Raw genomic sequence first — 15,422 nt, 5'->3', positions numbered from 1 at the left:
CTGATGACATACTTGAGATAGACCACGAAGTGGACGAGTTCGCCCACCGTGGCTTAAGAAATTTCGCGCCTGAAAGGCGGCAAGGCATTCAGGATTGCCTTGCCATAGCGCTGGGTGACCAGGCGGCGATCGAGCAACGTGATGGTGCCCCGGTCCTGCTCGGTGCGCAGCAAGCGCCCGCAGGCCTGCACCAGCTTGAGCGAAGCGTCGGGCACCGAGATTTCCATGAACGGGTTGCCGCCGCGTGCTTCGATCCATTCGGCCAGCGCCGCTTCGACCGGATCATCCGGCACCGAAAACGGGATCTTGGCGATGACCACATGCTCGCAGTAGGCACCGGGCAAGTCCACGCCCTCGGCAAAGCTCGCCAGGCCGAACAACACGCTGGAATCACCGCCATCGACCCGCGCCTTGTGCTTGTTCAAGGTTTCCTGCTTGGACAGGTTGCCCTGGATGAACACCTGTTTACGCCAGTCGCGGTCAAGACCGTCAAACACATCCTGCATCTGTTTGCGCGACGAAAACAGCACCAGGGTGCCCCGCGAGCCTTCCACCAACTCGGGCAGGTCGCGGATGATCGCCGCCGTGTGCGCCGCCGCGTCCCGTGGGTCGGCCTTGAGGTCGGGCACCCGCAGGACGCCAGCATCGGCGTGATGAAACGGGCTCGGCACCACCGCAGTGACGGCCTTTTTCGGCAGGCCGGCGCGCATGCGGAAGCGGTCGAAGGTGCCTAGGGCGGTCAGCGTGGCCGACGTCACCAGGCAGCCGTAGGCCACGTTCCACAGATTGCGGCGCAGCATTTCGGCGGCGAGGATCGGGCTGGCATTGACCTCGATATCGAACAGCGCACCGCTTTCCGCCAAGGTCAGCCAGCGCGCCATCGGCGGGTTGTCTTCCGGGTCTTCGACGGTAAAGGCCGTCCACAACTCCCAGTTGCCCTGGGCGCGGGACAAAAGGCTGCCGAACAGCGGGTACCATTCTTCGGCCTGGTTGCTGGCGATGCCGATGTTGACCTCGCCGTCCATGCCTTCCTTGAGCAGGTCGGTCAGACGGGTGAACAGGTCGGTGAGACGGGAAAAGCCTTTCTTCAGCTCAATCCCCATTTCGCGCATATGCTCGGGAATCATCCCGCCCACAAACCGGTGACGCGGCCGCTCACGGCCTTCCACGTCTTCGCCGGGCTTGAAGTCGGCCACCTGCTCGCAGGCACTGAACATGAACTGCTGCTGGGTCTTGATCTCCCGCGCCAATTCCGGGACTTGCTCGATCAATTTGCCCAGGTCGCCGGGCAGCGGGTGCTGGGCCAGTAACTTGGTGAGATTCTTCGCGGTGGTCTCCAGCCAGTCGGCGGTGGAGCGCAGGCGTGTGTAGTGGGCGAAGTGTCCGATAGCCTTGTCGGGCAGGTGATGGCCTTCGTCGAACACATACAGGGTGTCACGCGGGTCCGGCAGTACCGCGCCGCCGCCCAGGGCCAGGTCGGCCAGCACCATGTCGTGGTTGGTGACGATCACATCGACCTTGCCCATGCCTTCGCGGGCCTTGTAGAAGGCGCACTGACCAAAGTTGGGGCAATGGCGGTTGGTGCACTGACTGTGGTCGGTGGTCAGGCGCGCCCAGTCGGAGTCTTCCAGGGCGGTGGGCCAGCTGTCGCGGTCGCCGTCCCATTTATTACCGGCAAGTTTTTCGATCATGCTGGTAAACAGTTTCTGGCTGACTTCGTCGACTTCGATCTTGAAGCCTTCTTCTTCGAAGAGCGAGGCGGTGGCGGTCTGCGCATGGCCTTCCTGCAGCAGCACGTCAAGCTTGGACAGGCACATGTAACGGCCACGGCCCTTGGCCAGCGCGAATGTGAAATTCAGCCCGCTGTTGCGCATCAGGTCAGGCAGGTCCTTGTAGACAATCTGCTCCTGCAGGGCGACGGTCGCGGTGGCAATCACCAGGCGTTTGCCGGCGGCCTTGGCGGTAGGGATCGCGGCCAGGCTGTAGGCTACAGTCTTGCCGGTACCGGTGCCGGCCTCGACGGCCACGATCGCGGGGTCGCCACTGCGCCGGCCTTCGTCGTCGGTGTCGATATCCCCGAGGACCTTGGCCACTTCGGCGATCATCAGGCGTTGGCCGTAGCGCGGTTTCAAGCTCTTGGCTTCGAGAAAACGCGTGTAGGCGCCCTGGATCGTAGTTTTGAGTTCAGTGCTGATCATGGATAGTCGGGCGCAAAAAACGCTGGATAAATTTTCAGTGGTTCGGATCGGCCGCTATCATACCCCGCTAATTAATCCCGCGCAGAACGGAGTACCACAATGACCGCGTTTAGCCTCGCTTACACCCTGCATGTAGTGGCCGCCCTGATCTGGGTCGGCGGTATGTTTTTCGCCTGGATGATCCTGCGCCCCGCCGCCATGGCGGCCCTTGAGGGCCCTGCCCGGCTGAAGTTGTGGGCAAATGTGTTTCAACGTTTTTTTGTATGGGTGTGGGTGGCGGTGTTGATTTTGCCGATCAGCGGCGTCGGCCTGCTGCACCTGCGCTTCAACGGTTTTGAAACGGCGCCGCGCTATGTGCAGGTGATGATGGGCTTGTATCTGGTGATGACGGCGCTGTTTATCCGCATCCAGGCGTTGAAGTTTCCGGCATTGAAGGCGGCGGTGGCGGCTGAGGACTGGCCGGCGGGCGCGGCTGCATTGGGGCAGATTCGCAAGTTGGTGGGGATCAACTTGATTGTGGGGTTGGTGGTGGTGGCAATTGCTTCGGCTCGGCCGATGGTTTGAATGGAGCTACAAGCTACAAGCTACAAGCTACAAGCCACAAGCTACAAGCCACAAGGCTTTTCACTTGCAGCTTGCAGCTTGTAACTTGCGGCTACAGTTCTATTAAAGCCGCTGAATGGTCACCGCCCCCGCAGGCCCGGCCGGCCCCGGCTGCCCTTCCAAGCCCGAGCGGCCTTTTTCACCGCCATCGGCGCGGTACACCAGGCAGCCCTTGGACTGACCGCCCTTGCCGGGTTTACCCGCAACACCGGCCAAGCCCCCAGGCCCGCCGTCCACCAGGACCTTGATCTGATCAGCCGGGAAGGCCTGCGGCAACTCCACGCGCACTAACGCACCCGACGCACCCGGTAACCCATCGCCGCCGTTATCGCCATTGAACCCACGCCCGGCCGAACCCCAGGTGCAACCCGGATCGACGCCATTGGCGCCATCCAGGCCGGCATACCCCTGGGCACCGGCGCCACCGCGGGCATCCACCGACAGTTCTTCTGCAGTCAGCGACTCGATACGCAAGGTCAAGTCACGCCCCGGCTTGGCTGGCCTTTCATGGGTGCCGGGCGCGCCGCGAGAGGTGATCTGGCTGCCGTGATCCAGTTGAGCCTGGCGCACCTGCAACTGCAGCGCGGTAGTGCCGGGGACGATGGCGATACGTGCTTCACGTCCCAAATGCAGTTCCTCCACCGCGATCTGACTGATGGTGGCCGGAATCAACAGGGTGCCGTAGTCCGCCACGTCCAGGCGCTCGAGCTGCAACACGCTGGTGCTGCTGGGCAGGCGCATCAACGAATGGGTTTCAACACTGACACTCTGGGCCAGGGCAACGGGGCTGACCAACAGGGCCAGCAGAAAAACCTTACGCATCATGGGGCTCCCGAGTGTTTCCGAATTTTTCTTTGGACGCACAGTAACGACTTCTACAGGCGATTTGCCAGTGAAGGATCAAAAAACTTCAGAAGGCCCGGCTCAGGCACCGGCGCTATTGGCACTGATGCGCTAGGCCCGCACGCCCAGCCGCGCTAGTCTCTAGGGTCCTGATGTGAGGATCTTAAATGACCGCTGGAATTTCTTCCCGTACACCCCAGCAAGCGTTGGCCGCGCTGCTGGACCTGCACGCCCCCAAACGCCTGTTGTTGTTGGGCGCCAGCCAGTTTCCCGCACTGGATGCGTTTAAGACGGCGCATCCCGATGTGCGTGTCAGCATTGCCCCACCCGGACCGTTGCCCGCCGAACTGGCGGCGCAGCGTTTTGACCTGGCGCTGGTGGTCGATTGCCTTGAACACCTGCCCAAATCCCAGGGTCTGACGTTGCTGGGCGGCATTCGCAACCTCAATGCCAGCCGCATCGCAGTGCTGGTGGACCTGGGCGCCTGCGACTGGAAGGACACCGATTTTTTCTCCCTGGCCCTGCAGGCCGGCGAACGCTTTGAGCGCAATGAGCAGGTGCTGACGCTGTTTACCTATGATCTGCTTGACTATAAACAAGTACCCGACTGGCTCAACGCCCGCTTCTGGGCCAACCCGGAAAATTTTGGCAAGTATTGGTGGTAACACAATGAGTACATCCATTTGCCCCTGCGGCAGTGGCAATCTGCTGGATGCCTGCTGCGGCCATTACCACGCCGGCCACCCCGCGCCGTGTGCCAGCGCATTGATGCGCTCGCGCTACAGCGCCTATGTGCTGGGCCTGGTCGACTATCTGGTGGCTACCACCTTGCCGGCGCAACAGGCCGGCCTGGACCGCGAGGCCATTACCGCCTGGAGTGCCCAGAGCACCTGGCTTGGGCTGGAGGTGGAAAATTCCGAGGTCTTCGGCGGCCAACCGGAACATGCCTTCGTGACCTTCACGGCGCGCTGGCATGACAGTACCGGTGAACATAGCCACCGCGAACGGTCTTCTTTCGTACAGAATGAGGGGCGCTGGTACTTCATCGACCCGACGGTGGAAGTGAAGGCCGGGCGCAATGACCCATGCCTGTGCGGCAGCGGGCAGAAGTTCAAGAAGTGCTGTTCCAGCTATTTTTAACGACCTGACAGGGATAACGCCAATGCTTCGCACATTCAGCCTGATGCTGGCGTTAACCCTGGGCCTGAGCGGATGCGCCTCCTGGTTCGAGGACGATTCGCCGCCGCCCCACGTATCGCTGGTGAAAGTCGAAGTGGTGCGTGCCAAGTTGCTGGAGCAGAAGTTCAAGCTCTACTTTCGCGTGGACAACCGCGACGATGCGGACTTGACCGTGCGTGGCCTGATCTACAAGGTCACCCTCGGCGACCTGGTGCTGACCGAAGGCGAGTCCAACGAATGGCTGACCGTACCGCCGCACAGCCATAAATACTTCCGGGTGTCGGTGCGTACCAACCTGTGGCCGCGAATACGCGACGTGGTGCAACTGCTGAAAAACCCCGAGCGTCCCGTGCCTTATCGTCTTGAAGGCGAGTTGAAAACCGGCTTATTCATCGGTAATGACGTGCAGGTGGCCCACAATGGCGAGATAATCCCCGGCGATTTTATTCCGGAGCGACATCGATGACTCAGCAACCCCATGTCCATGGTCCTGACTGCAACCACGATCACGATCACGATCACCAGGATCACGACCACGGCCATGTCCACGGCCCGAACTGCGGCCACGCTCACCAGGAGCCGGTGCGCAACGCGTTGAAAGACGTCGGTCGCAACGATCCTTGCCCATGCGGCAGCGCGAAGAAATTCAAGAAGTGCCACGGCGCTTAAGCCACTCGAAACTCAATGTGGGACGGTGCTTGCTCCCGATACGGTGTGTCAGTCAGCCTATTTGTTACTGACCCACCGCTATCGGGGGCAACCCCCTCCCACATGGGTACTCATCCAATTACACAACTCCCGCTTGCGTCGTTTCGCCGCGCTCACTAACGTAGCGCCTTTAATGACGCTACCCCCCGCAGGAGCTTTGCCATGGCCTCGCCAGCCCTTACACATTTTCTTCCCCGGTTCGGCGTTGCCGCGGCAGTGGTCAGTGCGTTGAGCCTGTCCGGTTGCCAGCTCCAGAACACCCAGGACACTCTGCCCCCCGCAGCCGGCGTACAGCCGATCAAAGGCCTGGCACAAAACGTGTCGATACGCCGTAATGCCCAGGGCATGCCGCTGATCGAAAGCAACACCTTCCACGACGCGCTGTTCAGCCTTGGCTACGTGCATGCCAGCGACCGGATCACCCAGATGGTCACCCTGCGGCTGCTGGCTCAGGGCCGCCTGGCGGAAATGTCCGGTCCCGAGGTGCTTGATGTCGACCGCTTCATGCGCGCGGTCAACCTGAAAAAGAGCGCCGGCGAGCTTTACACCGCGTCGTCGCCGCGGCTCAAGCGTTTCTTCGAAGTCTACGCGCGGGGCGTCAACGCCTACCTGTTCCGCTACCGCGACAAGCTGCCGACAGACCTGGCCCAGACCGGCTATAAACCCGAGTACTGGAAACCGGAAGATTCGGCGCTGCTGTTCTGCCTGCTGAATTTCAGTGAGTCGAGCAACCTGCAGGAAGAAATCTCGTCGCTGGTGCTGGCGCAAAAAGTCGGCGTCGACAAGCTCGCCTGGCTTATCCCCAGCGCGCCGGACGAGGCGATCCCGCTGGCCGAGGCCGACAAGCTCAAGGGCGTGAACCTGAGCCAGGTCACGGGTCTTGCCGGGTTGGACACGGTCAGCCAGCAACTCAACAGCCTCAATGCCCTGGGCGTGACCACGTCGAGCAACTGGGCCATCGGGCCGCAACGCAGCCGCAGCGGCAAAAGCCTGCTGGCCAACGACATCGCCGCCCAGCCGCAAGCACCCACGCCTTGGAGCTATGTGCAGATCCGTGCACCGAAATATCAGGCGGTCGGCGCGTCGATTGCCGGCCTGCCGACCCTGCTGTCGGGTTTCAACGGCAAGGTGGCGTGGAGCATGAGCGCGGTCAAGGGCGACACCCAGGACCTGTTCCTGGAAAAGGTCAAACGCCAGGGCAGCGCGCTGTACTACGAAAACAACGGCAAATGGCTAGCGGCCGGCGTGCGTAACGAGACCTTCTTCATCAAAGGCCAGCGCTCGATTCGCGACGTGGTGTACGAAACCCGCCACGGCGCCTTGCTCAACAGCAGCCAGGCGCTCACCAGCGGTTTTGGCCTGGCCCTGCAAACCGCCGATTTGAAAGACGACAAGAGCCTGGATGCGTTCTTCGACCTGTCCCGCGCACAGAATGCCGGCAAGGCTTCGGACGCCACACGCGAAATTCGCGCCATTGCGCTGAACATGATCTTCGCCGACGCCAGCAACATCGGCTGGCAAGTCACCGGCCGCTTTCCCAACCGCCGCGAAGGCGAAGGCCTGCTGCCCTCGCCGGGCTGGGATACGCGCTTTGACTGGGACGGTTACGCCGACGCCATGCTGCACCCCTATGACCAGGACCCGGCTCAAGGCTGGATCGGCACCGCCAACCAGCGCACTGCTCCGCGTGGCTATGGCATGCAGCTGTCCAATTCCTGGGACGCGCCGGAGCGCAGCGAGCGCCTGGCGCAACTGGCCAACGCCGGCAAACACGACAGCCGCAGCGTGATCGCCATGCAATACGACCAGACCACCACCTTTGCCGCCAAACTCAAGGGTATGTTCCAGACGCCGGGCATGGCCCAGCCGTTGAAACAGGCAATCGATGCGCTGCCCGCCGCCGAACAGGCCAAGGCGCGCGAAGCACTGGGCCGCTTGATGGCCTTTGAGGGTCGCCTTGCACCGACGTCCGCCGACGCGGCGGTCTACGAACTGTTCCTGCAGGAAAGCGCCAAACAGATTTTCCTCGACAAACTCGGTCCGGAACACAGCGCCAGCTGGAAAGCCTTTGTCAGCAACGCCAGCCTGTCCTACTCAGCCACCGCAGACCATTTGCTGGGCCGTGAAGACAGCCCGCTCTGGGATGACACGCGCACACCGCAAAAAGAAGACAAGCCGGCGATTCTCGCACGCACCCTGGCCGCTGCGATCAGCACCGGCGACAGCCTGCTGGGCGCCGATCACAAGGCCTGGCAATGGGGCAAGCTGCACACCACCACCTGGAAAAACGCCAGCGGCCAGGTTATCCGTGGGCCTTTCGCCAGCGGCGGCGACCACAACACCCTGAACCCGGCCCCCTACACCTGGGGGCAGGATTTCAATGTGGCCCAGACGTCGGCGCTGCGCATGATTGTCGACTTCGGCCAGCCCGAACCGATGATGGGCCAGGGCGGCACCGGCCAGTCGGGCAACCCGGCCAGCCCGAACTATGCCAACGGCATCGATCCATCACTCAAGGCGCACTACCTGAGCTTCCCGATGCAGCCGCAGAACTTTGACAAGGTGTATGGCAAAACCAGGTTGACCCTGACACCCGGCAAGTAACCCGGTTTTCAAATGTGGGAGGGGGCTTGCCCCCGATAGCGGTGTGACAGTCAACACATTCATTGACTGAACTACTGCTATCGGGGGCAAGCCCCCTCCCACATTTGGCCCCATGCATTCTGATAGAACTTCTGCACAGCCCCCCGCCTCATAAGTAACAAGCCCATCTCCCCGGTCACCCCATGGACCTCGTCATCGCCCGACCCGAAGGCCTCTATTGCCCCGCTGGGGATTTCTACATCGATCCCTGGCGCCCGGTGGAACGCTCCGTGATCACCCATGCCCACGGCGACCACGCCCGCACCGGCAATGAGCATTACCTGGCCGCCGCCCCCGGCGAAGGCATTCTGCGCTCGCGCCTCGGCCAGGACATCAACCTGCAGACGCTGGCCTACGGCGAGAAACTCGTTCACCACGGTGTCACACTGAGTTTCCACCCGGCCGGGCATGTCCTCGGATCGGCCCAGGTGCGCCTGGAATATCAGGGTGAGGTCTGGGTCGCGTCCGGCGATTACAAGGTCGAGCCCGATGGTACCTGCGCGCCTTTCGAACCGGTGCGCTGCCACACCTTTATCACCGAATCCACCTTTGGCCTGCCGATCTACCGCTGGCAGCCGCAGGCGCAGATTTTCTCCGGCATCAACGACTGGTGGCAGGCCAATATCGCCGCCGGCAAGGCCAGCGTGTTGTTCTGCTATTCCTTTGGCAAGGCACAGCGCATTCTGCATGGTATCGATGCCAGCATCGGCCCGATCCTCAGCCATGGCGCCGTCGAGCCACTGAACCGGGTCTACCGCGAAGCAGGTATCTACATTCCCGAAACGCTGTACGCCGGCGACTTCAAAAAAAACGACCCGCTGCTGCGCCAGGCCCTGATCATCGCCCCGCCCTCCACCGGTGGCAGCACCTGGATACGCCGCTTCGGCGACTACAGCGACGCCTTCGCCAGCGGCTGGATGCGCCTGCGCGGCACGCGGCGGCGCCGCGGGGTCGACCGCGGCTTTGTGCTGTCGGACCATGCCGATTGGCCCGGACTGTTGTGGGCGATTGAGCAGACCGGCGCCGAGCGGGTGATGGTTACCCACGGTTCGGTCGGCGTATTGGTACGCCATCTGCGCGAGAAAGGCTTGGACGCTCAAGGGTTCAGCACCGAATACGGCGACGACGACGAAGAGGCCAGCGCATGAAAGCCTTCGCCGAGCTGTACGCCAACCTCGACGCCACGACTTCCAGCAACGCCAAGCTGGCGGCACTGCAAGACTATTTCCAGCAGGCACCGCCGCAGGATGCGGCCTGGGCGGTGTACTTCCTTTCAGGCGGGCGGCCGCGACAATTGGTGCCGACCCGCCTGCTCAGGGACATGGCGACGCAAGCGGCGAGCATCGAGCCGTGGTTGTTCGAAGAAAGCTATCAGTCCGTCGGCGATCTGGCCGAGACCATTTCCCTGCTGTTACCCGAATCCACCTACACCTCTGAAGATGGCCTGGCGGTGTGGCTGGAAGACAAACTGTTACCGCTGCGTGGCCTTGCGCCGCTTGAACTGGCCGAGCGCCTGCCAGCGCTGTGGGCGCAACTGGATCAACCGAGCCTGATGGTGTGTATCAAATTGATCACCGGCAGCTTTCGCGTCGGCGTGTCCAAACTGCTGGTGACCCGCGCGCTTGCCGCCATGGCCGGGCTCGACAGCAAGCGCGTGGCCCAACGGCTGGTGGGCTACACCGACCTGTCCAATCGCCCTACTCCCGCCGGCTATCTCAAACTGATTGCCCCCGAATCATCCGACGAGCATGCGCAACGCGGCGGGCAGCCGTATCCGTTTTTTCTCGCCCATGGCTTGGCGCAACCGCTGGAGCAGTTTGACGCGCTGCTCGGCTCCCCCGCCGACTGGCAAGTGGAATGGAAGTTTGATGGCATTCGCGCGCAATTGGTCAAGCGTGAGGGCCGCTTGTGGGTCTGGTCGCGCGGCGAAGAACTGGTGACCGAGCGTTTCCCCGAGCTTCACAACCTGGTCAGCGGCTTGCCGGACGGCACCGTGATCGACGGTGAAATCGTGGTCTGGAAGGACGCGGTGCAACCCTTCGCCCTGCTGCAACAGCGGATCGGCCGCAAGACACTGAGTAAAAAAGTGCTTGAGGACGCGCCGGTGGCGGTGCTCGCCTACGACCTGCTCGAATACCAGGGCGATGACTGGCGCAACCACCCCCTGGCTGAACGCCGTACGCAGCTGGAACGCGTGATCGCGCAGTGCAATCAACCCGTGCTGTTGCCCTCGCCAGTGCTCGAGGGGTACACCTGGGAGGCGTTGGCCGTGCAACGCGAAGCCTCCCGCAGCCTCGGTGTCGAAGGCATGATGATCAAGGATCGCAAAGGCCTCTACGGTGTGGGCCGCACCAAGGACATGGGCCTGTGGTGGAAGTGGAAGGTCGACCCGTTCAGCGTCGACGCAGTGTTGATCTACGCCCAGCGCGGCCATGGCCGGCGCGCCAGCCTGTACAGCGATTACACCTTCGCGGTCTGGGATGGCCCGCCGGGCAGCGAGCGCACACTGGTGCCGTTCGCCAAGGCGTATTCGGGGCTGACTGATGAAGAAATGCGCAAGGTCGATGCAATCGTGCGCAAGACCACCGTGGAAAAATTCGGCCCGGTCAGCAGCGTCACGCCGAGTATGGTGTTTGAGTTGGGCTTCGAAGGCATCGCCCTGTCCAAGCGGCACAAGAGCGGCATTGCGGTGCGCTTCCCGCGGATGTTGCGCTGGCGCCAGGATAAGCCGGTGGAGGAAGCCGATAGTCTGGCTACGCTGCAGGACTTACTGGCCTGACAGAAATCAATTGTGGGAGGGGGCAAGCCCCCTCCCACATTGGAATCTCCATATGACCTGTAATGGTGCAACCTTTTCCGAATGCCCACTAGTGGGCATTTCCTACGCTTAGAAATCCCTTATCCCACCTTTTAAAACGATCATTCGGAACTATGGTGCAGAAATTGCTACTTGTGCTGCGTCTGACACCGTTCAGTAACAGTCCTAAACGCGCCACAAGCGCTTATCTTGGTTTCCAGGGAACACATAATGAAAAAAGCATTGCTGACCCTTTCTGCACTGGCTCTGTGCATGGCTGCAGGTGTTGCAACCGCCAAGGAATACAAGGAATTGCGTTTCGGTGTCGATCCCTCCTACGCACCATTCGAATCCAAGGCCGCCGACGGCAGCCTGGTGGGCTTCGACATTGACCTGGGCAACGCCATCTGCGCGGAACTGAAGGTCAAGTGCAAATGGGTTGAAAGCGACTTTGACGGCATGATTCCGGGCCTGAAAGCCAACAAGTTCGACGGTGTGATTTCTTCCATGACCGTGACCCCGGTGCGCGAGAAGGCTATCGACTTCTCCAACGAGCTGTTCTCGGGCCCTACCTCGCTGGTGTTCAAAAAAGGTGCAGGGTATTCGACGCCTGAATCGCTCAAGGGCAAATCCGTGGGCTATGAGCAAGGCACCATCCAGGAAGCCTACGCCAAGGCCGTGTTGGACAAGGCCGGTGTGACCACCAAGGCCTACGCCAACCAGGACCAGGTGTATGCCGATTTGACGTCCGGGCGCCTCGACGCTTCCGTGCAGGACATGCTGCAAGCCGAATTGGGCTTCCTCAAGTCGCCAGCCGGTGCCGGCTACGAAGTCAGCGCCGCCATCGACGACCCGCTGCTGCCAGCGAAAACCGCGATCGGTATCAAAAAAGGTAACACTGAGCTCAAGGCGCTTTTGGATAAAGGTATCAAAGCGTTACACGATGATGGCACCTACGCCACCCTTCAGAAGAAACACTTTGGCGATCTGAACCTGTACAGCGGCAAATAATGCCTGGGGCGCCCCTTTTTCAAGGGGCGCTTTTTTATCGCCATAGGTCCTGATTTATGTTCGAAGATCTGTTGCAGACCCTCGGGCTGAGCGCGTTCAGCTTGAAGGGTTTCGGCCCGCTGTTGCTGCAAGGCACCTGGATGACCCTCAAATTGTCGGTGCTGTCCCTGGCCGTCAGCGTGTTGCTGGGCCTGCTCGGCGCCAGCGCCAAACTGTCCAGCCTGCCCTTGCTGCGTATCCCCGCCCAGCTCTACACCACGTTGATTCGCGGCGTCCCCGACCTGGTGCTGATGCTGCTGATTTTCTACAGCCTGCAAACCTGGCTGACCGGCCTGACCGACTTTATGGAATGGGAATACATCGAGATCGACCCCTTCAGCGCCGGGGTCATCACCCTGGGCTTTATCTACGGTGCTTATTTCACCGAGACCTTTCGAGGCGCGATTCTGGCCGTGCCCCGTGGCCAGCTGGAAGCCGCCACCGCCTACGGGCTCAAGCGCGGGCAACGGTTTCGCTACGTGACCTTCCCGCAAATGATGCGCTTTGCCCTGCCGGGCATCGGCAATAACTGGATGGTGATGCTCAAGGCCACGGCGCTGGTGTCGATCATCGGCCTGGCTGATCTGGTGAAAGCGGCCCAGGATGCCGGCAAGAGCACCTACCAACTGTTCTACTTCCTGGTACTCGCCGCGCTGATCTACCTGTTGATCACCAGCGCCTCCAATTTTGTCTTGCGCCGTCTTGAACGTCGCTACGCCGCAGGTTCACGGGAGGCCGTGCGATGATCGAGCTGTTGCAGGAATACTGGCGCCCGTTCCTTTATAGCGACGGCCAGCACATCACCGGCCTGGCCATGACTCTCTGGCTGCTCAGCGCAGCACTGGTGATCGGCTTCATAGTCTCGATTCCCCTGTCTATCGCCCGTGTATCGCGCAGGCGCCTGGTGCGCTGGCCGGTGCAGTTCTACACCTACCTGTTTCGCGGCACGCCGCTGTATATCCAGTTGCTGATTTGCTACACCGGCATCTACAGCATCGCCGCCGTGCGCGCGCAACCGGTCCTCGATGCGTTCTTTCGCGATGCGATGAACTGCACAATCCTGGCCTTCGCCCTCAATACCTGCGCCTACACCACGGAAATTTTCGCCGGAGCGATCCGCAGCATGGCCCACGGCGAAGTCGAAGCGGCCAAGGCCTACGGCCTCAGCGGCTGGAAGCTGTACGCCTATGTGATCATGCCGTCTGCACTGCGCCGGTCGTTGCCCTACTACAGCAACGAAGTGATCCTGATGCTGCATTCGACCACCGTGGCGTTTACCGCAACCATTCCGGACATCCTCAAAGTCGCCAGGGACGCCAACTCGGCCACCTTCATGACTTTTCAATCATTCGGCATCGCGGCATTGATTTACCTGGCCGTGACCTTCGCCCTGGTCGGCCTGTTTCGACTGGCGGAACGCCGCTGGCTGGCCTTTCTCGGGCCGAGCCATTAAGGAGCGCTCATGCGTCATCAGCGACATGACCTGATTGCGCCGGTGCCCGGCACGGCGCGACAGATACACAGTTTCCACTTCGGCCCGGAACAGGCCAAAAGCAAGGTCTACATCCAATCATCACTGCACGCCGATGAACTGCCGGGCATGCTGGTGGCCTGGCACTTGAAGGCGCGCCTGGCACAGTTGGCGGCGAACGGGCGGGTGCGCAGCGAAATCGTCCTGGTGCCGGTCGCCAATCCAGTGGGGCTGGAACAGGTGCTGATGGACATCCCCCTGGGCCGCTATGAGCTGGAAAGCGGACAGAACTTCAATCGCCTGTTTGTCGACCTCAGCGACGCGGTCGGGGATCAGGTCGAAGACTTGCTGGGCAATGATCCCCAACACAACGCCCGGTTGATCCGCACCGCGTTATCCGGCGCCCTGGCCGCGCAAACGGCGTCGACTCAATTGCAATCCCAGCGCCTGGTGCTGCAGCGCCTGGCGTGCGATGCCGACGTGGTGCTGGACCTGCACTGCGATTTCGAAGCCGTGGCGCACCTCTACACCACGCCCGAGGCCTGGCCGCAGGTGGAGCCGCTGGCGCGCTACCTGGGTTCGGAGGCCAACCTGCTGGCCACCGATTCCGGCGGGCAGTCCTTCGATGAATGTTTCACCCTGGTGTGGTGGCAGTTGCAGCAACGCTTCGCCAAGCGCTTCCCGATACCCCTGGGCAGTTTTTCCGTGACCGTCGAATTGCGCGGCCAAGGCGACGTCAACCACGGCCTGGCTGCCCTGGACTGCCAGGCGATCATCGATTACCTGACCCACTGCGGCGCAATTGAAGGCGACGCGCCGCCACTGCCCGCGCTGCCCTACCCGGCCACGCCACTGGCCGGTGTGGAGCCTGTGACCACATCGGTGGGCGGCTTGCTGGTGTTCCACGCCTTGCCGGGGGAATACCTGGAGGCCGGGCAGCTTATCGCCGAAATCATCGACCCCATCACCGACCGCGTAACGCCCGTGCATTGCCGCAATGCCGGCCTGCTTTACGCGCGCTCGCTGCGGCGCATGGCCACCGCCGGGATGGTGATCAGCCATGTCGCTGGCGCAGAGGCCTACCGCAGCGGCTACCTACTTTCGCCTTGAGGATGCACGCCCCATGTACAAATTGACCGTTGAAGGCCTGCATAAAAGCTATGGCGACAATGAAGTGCTCAAAGGTGTCTCGCTCAAGGCCAGGACCGGCGACGTGATCAGCCTGATCGGCGCCAGCGGCTCGGGCAAGAGCACCTTCCTGCGCTGCATTAATTTCCTGGAAACGCCCAACGACGGCGCCATGACCCTGGATGGTCAAACGATCCGCATGGTCAGCGACCGCCACGGCATGCGCGTGGCCGACGATGCCGAGTTGCAACGCTTGCGCACGCGGCTGGCCATGGTATTCCAGCACTTCAACCTGTGGAGCCACATGAGCGTGCTGGAAAACATCACCATGGCCCCGCGCCGCGTGCTGGGGTGCAGCAAGAAAGACGCCGAAGACCGCGCCCGTCGCTACCTGGATAAAGTCGGCCTGCCCGCGCGAGTGGCTGATCAATACCCCGCGTTCCTCTCCGGCGGCCAGCAGCAACGGGTCGCGATTGCCCGCGCGTTGGCGATGGAACCCGAGGTGATGCTGTTCGATGAACCCACCTCGGCGCTGGACCCGGAGTTGGTGGGTGAAGTGTTGAAAGTCATCCAGGGCCTGGCCGAAGAAGGCCGCACCATGATCATGGTGACCCATGAAATGAGCTTCGCGCGCAAAGTCTCAAGCCAGGTGCTGTTCCTGCACCAGGGCCGAGTGGAAGAGCAAGGTGCGCCGGCGGACGTGCTGGGCAATCCGAAGAGCGAGCGCCTGCAGCAATTCCTGAGCGGTAACTTGAAGTAAACCTTTAGACCGCCTGGGGGGTCTGTGCATTAGAGCCTCCAG

Annotated in this window: 15 protein-coding genes; 13 read left to right on the top strand and 2 right to left on the bottom strand. The window is 61.7% G+C overall.

The genetic code is table 11. From position 1 onward, the window contains the following. Nucleotides 1–53 precede the first annotated feature (53 nt). A complete protein-coding gene (gene dinG / locus BFQ04_RS18065) occupies nt 54–2,198 on the bottom strand; it encodes an ATP-dependent DNA helicase DinG (protein WP_065951972.1) in 2,145 nt (714 codons plus the stop codon). 99 nt (nt 2,199–2,297) lie between these two features. On the opposite strand from dinG, the gene BFQ04_RS18060 reads away from it, so the two are divergent. Further along, nucleotides 2,298–2,762 (top strand): CopD family protein, encoded by a 465-nt coding sequence (locus BFQ04_RS18060; RefSeq protein WP_065951971.1) that lies wholly within the window; start codon nt 2,298–2,300, stop codon nt 2,760–2,762. 102 nt (nt 2,763–2,864) lie between these two features. Here BFQ04_RS18060 and BFQ04_RS18055 read toward each other — a convergent pair whose 3' ends face one another. Further along, entirely contained in the window at nt 2,865–3,623 is a 759-nt protein-coding gene (locus BFQ04_RS18055) for a collagen-like triple helix repeat-containing protein (RefSeq protein WP_065951970.1), read from the bottom strand. A 188-nt stretch (nt 3,624–3,811) separates the two neighbouring features. On the opposite strand from BFQ04_RS18055, the gene BFQ04_RS18050 reads away from it, so the two are divergent. From BFQ04_RS18050 to BFQ04_RS17995, 12 genes are all read left to right on the top strand, one after another. Then, nucleotides 3,812–4,309, top strand: a complete 498-nt coding sequence (locus BFQ04_RS18050) for a DUF6231 family protein (RefSeq protein ID WP_065951969.1) — start codon at nt 3,812–3,814, stop codon at nt 4,307–4,309. Between the two features lie 4 nt (nt 4,310–4,313). Continuing rightward, complete coding sequence (locus BFQ04_RS18045; protein WP_065951968.1) at nt 4,314–4,784, top strand: YchJ family protein; 471 nt, start codon at nt 4,314–4,316, stop codon at nt 4,782–4,784. 22 nt (nt 4,785–4,806) lie between these two features. Then, nucleotides 4,807–5,289: an LEA type 2 family protein gene (locus tag BFQ04_RS18040; RefSeq protein ID WP_065951967.1), complete on the top strand. Its 483-nt coding sequence runs from the start codon at nt 4,807–4,809 to the stop codon at nt 5,287–5,289. Continuing rightward, entirely contained in the window at nt 5,286–5,492 is a 207-nt protein-coding gene (locus tag BFQ04_RS18035) for an SEC-C metal-binding domain-containing protein (RefSeq protein WP_065951966.1), read from the top strand. Before BFQ04_RS18040 ends, BFQ04_RS18035 begins: the two co-directional genes overlap by 4 nt. A 201-nt stretch (nt 5,493–5,693) precedes the next feature. Further along, a complete protein-coding gene (locus BFQ04_RS18030; RefSeq protein ID WP_065951965.1) occupies nt 5,694–8,135 on the top strand; it encodes a penicillin acylase family protein in 2,442 nt (813 codons plus the stop codon). 182 nt (nt 8,136–8,317) lie between these two features. After that, complete coding sequence (locus tag BFQ04_RS18025; RefSeq protein WP_065951964.1) at nt 8,318–9,322, top strand: ligase-associated DNA damage response exonuclease; 1,005 nt, start codon at nt 8,318–8,320, stop codon at nt 9,320–9,322. Next, nucleotides 9,319–10,953: an ATP-dependent DNA ligase gene (locus BFQ04_RS18020; RefSeq protein WP_065951963.1), complete on the top strand. Its 1,635-nt coding sequence runs from the start codon at nt 9,319–9,321 to the stop codon at nt 10,951–10,953. The genes BFQ04_RS18025 and BFQ04_RS18020 overlap by 4 nt, the downstream gene beginning before the upstream one ends. Nucleotides 10,954–11,202: 249 nt before the next feature. Continuing rightward, the gene (locus tag BFQ04_RS18015) at nt 11,203–11,982 is read left to right on the top strand and encodes a transporter substrate-binding domain-containing protein (protein WP_065951962.1); all 780 of its coding nucleotides are present in this window, start codon (nt 11,203–11,205) and stop codon (nt 11,980–11,982) included. Nucleotides 11,983–12,038: 56 nt separating this feature from the next. Beyond that, complete coding sequence (locus BFQ04_RS18010) at nt 12,039–12,767, top strand: ABC transporter permease (RefSeq protein ID WP_065951961.1); 729 nt, start codon at nt 12,039–12,041, stop codon at nt 12,765–12,767. Continuing rightward, the gene (locus BFQ04_RS18005; RefSeq protein ID WP_065951960.1) at nt 12,764–13,474 is read left to right on the top strand and encodes an ABC transporter permease; all 711 of its coding nucleotides are present in this window, start codon (nt 12,764–12,766) and stop codon (nt 13,472–13,474) included. Before BFQ04_RS18010 ends, BFQ04_RS18005 begins: the two co-directional genes overlap by 4 nt. Nucleotides 13,475–13,483: 9 nt before the next feature. Further along, a complete protein-coding gene (locus tag BFQ04_RS18000) occupies nt 13,484–14,602 on the top strand; it encodes a succinylglutamate desuccinylase/aspartoacylase family protein (RefSeq protein WP_065951959.1) in 1,119 nt (372 codons plus the stop codon). 13 nt (nt 14,603–14,615) lie between these two features. Next, complete coding sequence (locus BFQ04_RS17995; protein ID WP_065951958.1) at nt 14,616–15,380, top strand: ABC transporter ATP-binding protein; 765 nt, start codon at nt 14,616–14,618, stop codon at nt 15,378–15,380. The last annotated feature ends 42 nt before the right edge of the window (nt 15,381–15,422 follow it).

It is taken from the genome of Pseudomonas sp. 37 R 15, from assembly GCF_900004865.1.
GTDB classification, from domain to species: domain Bacteria; phylum Pseudomonadota; class Gammaproteobacteria; order Pseudomonadales; family Pseudomonadaceae; genus Aquipseudomonas; species Aquipseudomonas fluorescens_AM.
Note: the sequence above shows the minus strand (reverse complement) of the source record. Positions and strands in the feature narration are given on the sequence as shown.